The 7,771-nt window shown below is 37.6% G+C and carries 4 protein-coding genes; all 4 read right to left on the bottom strand.

Annotated features, from left to right (window positions below; all coding sequences use genetic code 11):
* Nucleotides 1–3,301 (bottom strand): SusC/RagA family TonB-linked outer membrane protein (locus AC4MRQ_RS23865; protein ID WP_491200240.1); only part of this gene is annotated, 3,301 nt, incomplete at its 3' end.
* A gap of 237 nt (nucleotides 3,302–3,538) precedes the next feature.
* Nucleotides 3,539–4,711: a FecR family protein gene (locus tag AC4MRQ_RS23860; RefSeq protein ID WP_491200239.1), complete on the bottom strand. Its 1,173-nt coding sequence runs from the start codon at nucleotides 4,709–4,711 to the stop codon at nucleotides 3,539–3,541.
* A 343-nt stretch (nucleotides 4,712–5,054) separates the two neighbouring features.
* On the bottom strand, nucleotides 5,055–5,612 hold the full coding sequence (locus AC4MRQ_RS23855) for an RNA polymerase sigma-70 factor (RefSeq protein ID WP_491200238.1): 558 nt from the start codon (nucleotides 5,610–5,612) through the stop codon (nucleotides 5,055–5,057).
* Nucleotides 5,613–5,745: 133 nt separating this feature from the next.
* Nucleotides 5,746–7,077: a T9SS type A sorting domain-containing protein gene (locus AC4MRQ_RS23850; protein ID WP_491200237.1), complete on the bottom strand. Its 1,332-nt coding sequence runs from the start codon at nucleotides 7,075–7,077 to the stop codon at nucleotides 5,746–5,748.
* Nucleotides 7,078–7,771 lie beyond the last annotated feature (694 nt).

Genomic DNA, 7,771 nt, shown 5'->3' with positions numbered 1-7,771 from the left:
TATAACCAATACCAATACTATTTAACCTGATGTATGATGCATTATCAATATTTACAGAGCTCAATCTGTACAAACCAGATCGATAACTATTTTGTGCCTGTTCAGGTGTTTCTGGCAATGCCGGTACATTAGTTATCAGCTCATCACCCGGTTTTCGCCAACGATCAGCCAAAGTTGAATAACTATTACTATACAAAGCCTGTGTGTAACTTGGTGCCGGCATACGCATTTTATGGCCAAAGCCATAACTAAAGTTTAAGTTCGCCGACCAGTTCTTGTACTTAAAGTTATGCATCATACCACCATAGTATTTTGGTGTGGTTATACCTTCATAAGCAAGTGCATCAGGCGAGGTAACAACTTCACTATAGTTAACCACATCGCCATTTTCATTATAGATCTGAGCTTCTCCTTTTTCATTCAAACCAGCCCACTTATAGCTGAATAGATGATACAATGATTCTCCTTTAACCGGACTGGAACCCAAATAGGCTTGCGCTGAGTTTTCGGCTAATTCCACATCAGTTACTTTATTGTAGTTATAACTCACGTTGAAGTTGATGTCCCAGCTAAATGCACCTCTAACGGCAGATGCATACAGATTAAAATCAAATCCCCGGTTATACATGCTGGCCGTATTTAGTTTAGCACTGGTAAATCCGGTCGTATAATCTAGCTTGGCTATACCCAAAAGGTCGATACTATTGCGGTTATAAGCTTCTAAACTACCTGATAACCGATTGTTGAGCATGGCAAAATCGATACCTAAGTTCCATACTTTTACACGCTCCCAACGTAAATATTTGTTTGGTGGATTTTCAATAAATGATGCCTTTTCGCCAGTTAAGAAACTCTGTCCTGTTGATATTGTCAGAACAGGAAAGGTTGTTTTGTCAATATTACCATTTACTCCATATGTAGCTCTTAATACCAATCTATTAAGCACATTTGATTTGAAAAAATCCTCCTTATGAATCTGCCACGATGCACCTGTTGACCACAGAGCATTTTTTCGATAATCGGCGTTAGCACCAAACAAGTTAGACTGATCCTGACGTGCACTTAAGGAGAATGAGTACTTATCTTTAATAGAGTAACCAATATTGGTATAGAAGGAAGCATAACGATCTTCGTTATATCTTTCGCGCGTACCTAATACATAGCTTCCCATGGCACCTGAGTATGTAGGTGTTATAAGTAGTTCAGGCCAATTAACTGCATCCTCATTGTACAACGTTTGCTCATCGTAACCCACTTTTTGATTATATGCGTATGATGTTGTCTGAACATTGATTTCAGTTCCAAAAATCATATCCAGACGGTGCTCTTCAAATAGTTCTTTATTAACGGCGAGCTGGTTACGAAATGCCCAGTAACTGCCTTTGGTTTTGTGTTGAGATAAGAATCCGCCTCTTGGCAGTTTTTGTGATAACATTCCGAATTCATCGATAACAGTAAAACGATTCACTAGATTGCGCTCATAATAGCTGTCCTTTTTGTACAGGCCATCTGAGTTCACTGATGTCAGATTTCCTATCAACTGTGTATTAAAAGCAAGCCAATCCCTAAACTTATAATCAGCACCAATATTTGCCCGAATATAATATTCATCAAACTCATTGCTGTAATCGTCTAACTCATCAATAATGTACTCGTTCCAATTAAGGTAACCCATATCCTGATAGTGTGCTTTATGGTGCTCAGGTATATCATTGTAAACAGATACTTTATTTCCCTGTTCATCGTAGATTCGCGCATAAGGCTTACTGCTGGTAAAGTCTCTTGAGCTTCCTCCATTTTCACCTTTCTTATATGAGGCCAATACGCTTAAGTTAACTTTAAACTTTGAACTGATTTTAAACTCATTGATGGAGTTTAAACTTACTTTGCCGCTGTTAACTCCAACTTTCGCTCCTTTATCATTCTCATAAGTAATGGAGTGACGGTAGTTATTCTTTTCGGTATTACCATAAAATGCAATATTATAGGTTTGAGTGAACTGGTTTTGCAACAGGTGCTTTTCGTATTGATTTTCGAAATTATAAGCTTTCAGCTGGTTCAACTCAGCATCCATAGCCGCCTCTTCCTGAGGTGTTAATAAACCTGGAGTAGCAGCGTTTGATAAATAGTTGAGTATTATACCTTGTGCCCTGCTATAGCTTCTGGACTTATCACCAAAGTGATTGAAATCGTATTCATCAGCCGAATAATCCAGCCATCCTTTTTCGTATACAGCCTCACGCTCCAGATCAACAATGTCAGCTGCCGATGCCCTATACAAATCCGATAGATCATTTTTCTGGCTGATATTGAAACGTGCCGATACATCAACACCTTTAACACCGGCATCACGCCTGCCCGATTTGGTGGTAATAACAATAACACCATTGGCTGCCCTAACTCCCCAAATGGAAGCAGCAGCGGCATCTTTCAATACCGTGACGGAAGCTACATCATCAGGGTTAAGAGCATCTAACTCTTCTAATGAATTCATTGGGAAATTGTCTACTACCACTAATGGTTCCGCATTTCCATAGATAGTACTTTTTCCTCGTATGGTGATTTCTCCGTTATTAACCAATAGCCCCTGAATACGCCCGTTTAACTGATCAATCACCGATGTATTAATAGTAGCTTCAATGTCTTCGGTTCCCAACTTGGCAAAAGAGCCGGTAGCACGTTCTTTTGAAATGGCTTGGTAACCGGTGACCACCACTTCATCGAGCCCTTTCACTGACTCAACCAATACAATGTGTATTTCTGTTCTGCCTTCAACCTTCACTTCTTGTGTTACAAACCCAAGACTTGATATTTCCAGCACCAAGCCCTCTTCTTCAGGAGCTTCCAACTCAAACGTCCCGTCAACAGCAGACACACAGCCAGTGGTAGTGCCTTTAAAACAAACAGCGGCAAAAGGCAAAGGCTCTCCCTTTTCGTCACTAACAGTTCCACGAATGATGATTTTCTTTTCAGGCTGTTGAACCATAGTAACAGGGCTCTCTTCACGCTCAACCAAAACGATTACATCATCAATAATCTTAAAATCAACGTTTGTGCCATCCAGACAATGCTGAAGAACATCCTTTATATCCGAATCCTTCGCATTAATATCGTTAATGCCCACCTCTGTCAGTTTACTTTGCGCATAAACAAAATCAAATGCACTGTTTTTTTTAATTACCTCCATTAACTCCTGCACTTTTGCATCCTGCAGCTTCAGGCTTAGCGTTACATTCTGAGAGTAACTCTTTGCTGAAACCTGTAATGCGGCAATCGTCAAAAGAAGAAACACAATTTTCATAACCCTTAACATTCTGCCATAATAATTCCCGAAAGGGAAACTATGGCGTAGTTTCACTTTTTTCATAAATTTGTACTTGTAGTTAAACTTTGTATTCCATTGGGGGAATACTTTTATTTATCACAGGAAATGTTCGCAGCATTTCCTGTTTTTTTATATCCCTACCTTTTCCAAAGCTCAAAATAATGGAAAAGGTAATTCATGACTACTTCCTTATATCATGAAAGTTTTGTTCATTTATTGCACCACAACAGTTCTGTTATCTATCTTAAATTTAATGTCAGCTGTCAACTCCAGCTTACTAAGTATATCTTCAATTTTATCATATCGCTTTAAACGTGCATTAAACCTGTATTCCTTATATTTTTGACTTGTATAGAATATATCCACATCATACCATCTTGCCAACTGTCTCATAATAACATCAAGGCGTTCAGCTTCCCACATAAACTTACCATCTTTCCAGGCAACATAACTGCTTGTTTCAACTTCTTTAACTTCAATTGTATTACCAGTGCGTGAGTACATCGCTTGTTTGCCAGGCTGCAAAGTATATAATGGCGTTATCCCGCCAGAACCTTTACCATAAACCTTTACTGATCCTTCAACCAGTGTTGTGGCAATGCTTTTCTCATCGTCATAAGCCATTACATTAAATTGTGTGCCAAGAACCTGTATGTTTACCTTATCAGCTTCAACTATAAAAGGGTGGTCTTTGTTTTCTGATACTTCAAAATAAGCTTCTCCTTTAAGTATTACTTTGCGTTGATGACCTGTAAACTTCACCGGATAGGAAAGTTCAGATTTAGCATTCAACCATACTTTGGTTCCATCAGACAAAATAATGCTGTATTCACCTCCAACCGGGGTAACTACCTTGTTCATTGATGTAGTTTGGTTGTTAACATTGCCTGCAATATATGACAAACCGATGCTATCATTAATGATGCTTGTACCATTGATTTTTTCAAGCTCTCCACCTTGCTGTTCCTTTAAATCAATTGCAGAACCATCGGCTAAATAGAGTAATGCTTTTGATTCCCCGGGATGAATTACTTCCATTTGTACTGCTACCTGGTCATTTTGCTGTGTTGAGAAATGAAGGACTCCCAAAACAATACTTATTGGAATAGCAATCGCTGCTGAATATTTAAAAACCTGAAGTAATATTTGCCGTCCGGTTTTCGACAGACGCTTCTCTATTTTCTGACGGGCAGAAATGGTGTTATATGCACTAAAATCACTGATCGTGTTAAGGACCAGTTTAGCTTTAATTTCCTGGTAAAGCTGTTTATTCGCCTCATCTGACATTAAATCCTTCAGCTCTTCTCTGTCTTTTTCGGTTAATGCGCCAGACTTTTCAAGAGCCATTAATTCAGCGAGTTTCAGATATTTTTCAGTGTCTTTCATTATCATCATATATTGAAGGAACACGCCAACTCAAAAAGCGGGTGAAAAAGAATTTATTTTTTTGAATAGTTAGTGGTTAAATGGAGTATTACGCACAAAGAACCAAGTATAGAGTATCAAGATGATTTACATGATATAAAACCTGAATTTAGCACTTAATACGATTCTTCAGTTGAAATAGATATTTAATGTATCATACTTTCAGTGCTTTACCTTTTTTTCACAATATCGCAGAGCTTCACCCGGTACTTCTATGTTAAGGCCACTCCTAATGGAAGCCCTGTAAGGGCAATACATATTAGCATAGTCCCATAGGGCTATGATAGCAGATAAAAATCGTTAGTTATGTCCCCATAAATAACAGCAGGTCTAAAACGGTTTTCAGTTTCTGACGCATTATTTCATAGCCTCTTTTCTTCTGCGTTTTTACTGTATTAAGTGAAACGCCTAAGTCTTCTGCGATTTCATTATTCGTCAGCCCTTCCATGCTCAACCGCATCACTCGTGAACACTTAACCGGCAAACTGTTCAGGGTTTCATGAATAATACGTTGTGTTTCAACCTCAACCATCTGTTGATAAAAATAGCTTTCGGTGTCTACCTTCGAGGCGTAATCGGCTTCATAATTATCCTTTACTTTTGCATGCCGAATAACATTCAGACATTTATTGCGTACAGCCCTGAATAAATATGCTTTTATGGCTACTAATGAATCAAACTCTTCAAATGATTCCCATAACTTAATAAAGCTCTCCTGAACAACATCTTCTGCTTCTATATCCTGATCAAGAAATCGCTTGGCAAACACACACAAACCTCCATACATGATATCAAAAAGATGATTATAACTCAACTTTTCACCATTACAAAGGTTTATTGTTTTGTCAGAGATCCTGGCCATAGCAGTTTATTACAGCTACAAAGAAGATGAATTTATTATCAAAAACAAAGATTCGTTTTATTTCTTGTTTAGTAATAAACTCATCTTTACTGCATATAAAACCGCAATAATCGAATGGTTAGTTACATTACAATCAGTGTTTTTCAATCTTTTTAACTAGTGATACATTGTCGTTATAAAAGTGGAAAAGATAAATGCCTTTATCCAGTGAACTAATATCAACTTGTGAAACCACGTTATCTTGTCTTAACACCTCCTTACCAGATAAATCGTATATAACCAAGCTATAAGCCAGTTCAGAATCCAGCCTAACGAAATCATTGGCAGGGTTGGGGTATACTAATAGTTTTTCGGTCGCGTGATCACCAATATCAGTACTCTGGCTGGTTAGCTCAACAATGTGTACCTTATCGTCCAGCGTTTGATCAAATACTGTTTTCAAAATTGAACCATACAGGTTTATTTTATTATTAATGATCAGGTGACGTGGTTTAAAAATAAATTTGGCATTCTGCCAGGGCTGCCCCTCCATTTTTTGTATGGTTTGTTCTGTTTGCCAATTCACGCCATCAGCAGATGAGAAGAGATATTGCTGGTCTGCCACATAATCCAAACGTGGATTTCCGGTGTCACTTACCTTAAGCAGCCCACTGCTCACAACCACCACTAGTTTTCCTTTATGAACAAAAGGACGAATATTCCCCAGATTCAGGTGGTCAAAATCTTTCCATGGTACATCATCGGTTGCCAGTTGCCAATTAATCATATCGGTACTTTTTAGTACGCGGTTAAGTATGCTAAAGGTTGATGCAATACGACCCCCTATCAGATAATAGGTATTATCCAATTTTAATACGGAGTGTTCATAGATACCTTCCCTGGACTCGTCAACGCCTAAAAGCGCATCACTTAAGCTACCAACCTTTTTCCAGCTTATCCCATTGGCTGACTCCCAAACATCCTGGTACAGAAGCCAGTTTGTGGTTGAATGACCGCCAATCATGTACATTTTTTGATTATGCACAGAAACTGACATTGCCAAACGAGTTTCCCATGGTGCTTTATTGGTCACCAGAGTCCAGTTAATACCATCGGAACTTTTCCAAATGTCATTTAAATATCCTGACTGATTGTCGTTCTTTCCTCCTATTATCCAAAGATGATTATTAAATACTACCAAGTTAAAATTACACCTGGCACTCCACGCCGCATTTTCTTTAATTTTAGTCCAGTTTTCACCATCAGTACTTGTCCATATGTCGTTATAATATGTCTTTGGATTAAAGGTTTCCGGTTTCTGGCCTCCCATAAATAAAAACTTATTATCAAACTCAACCATTTCAAACCCAACTCTGGGAGGCAGGTTCGAGTTTTTCTGCAATTCGCTGTATGTATTGGTTTGAGCCTGTAAATAAAAACTCATTAACAGGATAGAAAGAATTGTTGTGAATCGATACTCTAACATTATACTTCAATTTATTAATATATTGATCTTTAACAGTATTGATTTAGAATTAATACTGTTCTAATCCTTATTTCTAATTTGACACTTCGCCCAAACTCAATTTCATTTTCCACCATGACATAAAAGCTGTAGCAAAAAAATCCAGGCTCCATGTGCTTCGTTCAAAAACTATGATAGATGACTGAATTTGTTTAAACTCATCCCTTCCTTAATTGGGTTCAAACAAAAAACATTTTTTTATTGTCAATAAGCAAAGCTCAATTATAAAAGCCATCAAAATTAAACATATTTGAATAATTCAACTTTATTTTATGGCTCCCGGTTGAGACCTTTTGATATCGGAAGTCCGCACATGTGAATAAATTCAACAAGCCTCATATCTTTTCAATGTTTTCATTATCATCATATTTTGAAGGAACACCCTAACTCAAAAAGCGAGTGAAAAAGAGTTTATTTTTTTGAGTAATTAGTGATTAAATGAAGTATTAAGTACAGAGTATCAACAATCAAGATGATTTACAAAGTTTAACACAGAAGTAGAAGTTTCCGTATAATCAACTATAGAAACAAGAAAACCCGGTAATTGGCACTTACCGGGTCGAGCTTTACAATATGGTTTTAATCGAGAACCAAACTGTAAAGATTGATTATAACGAATAAACTGTGCCTACATACCTGGAATTTTAAAGGGCGT

This window comes from Carboxylicivirga sp. (assembly GCF_982718395.1).
Note: the sequence above shows the minus strand (reverse complement) of the source record. Positions and strands in the feature narration are given on the sequence as shown.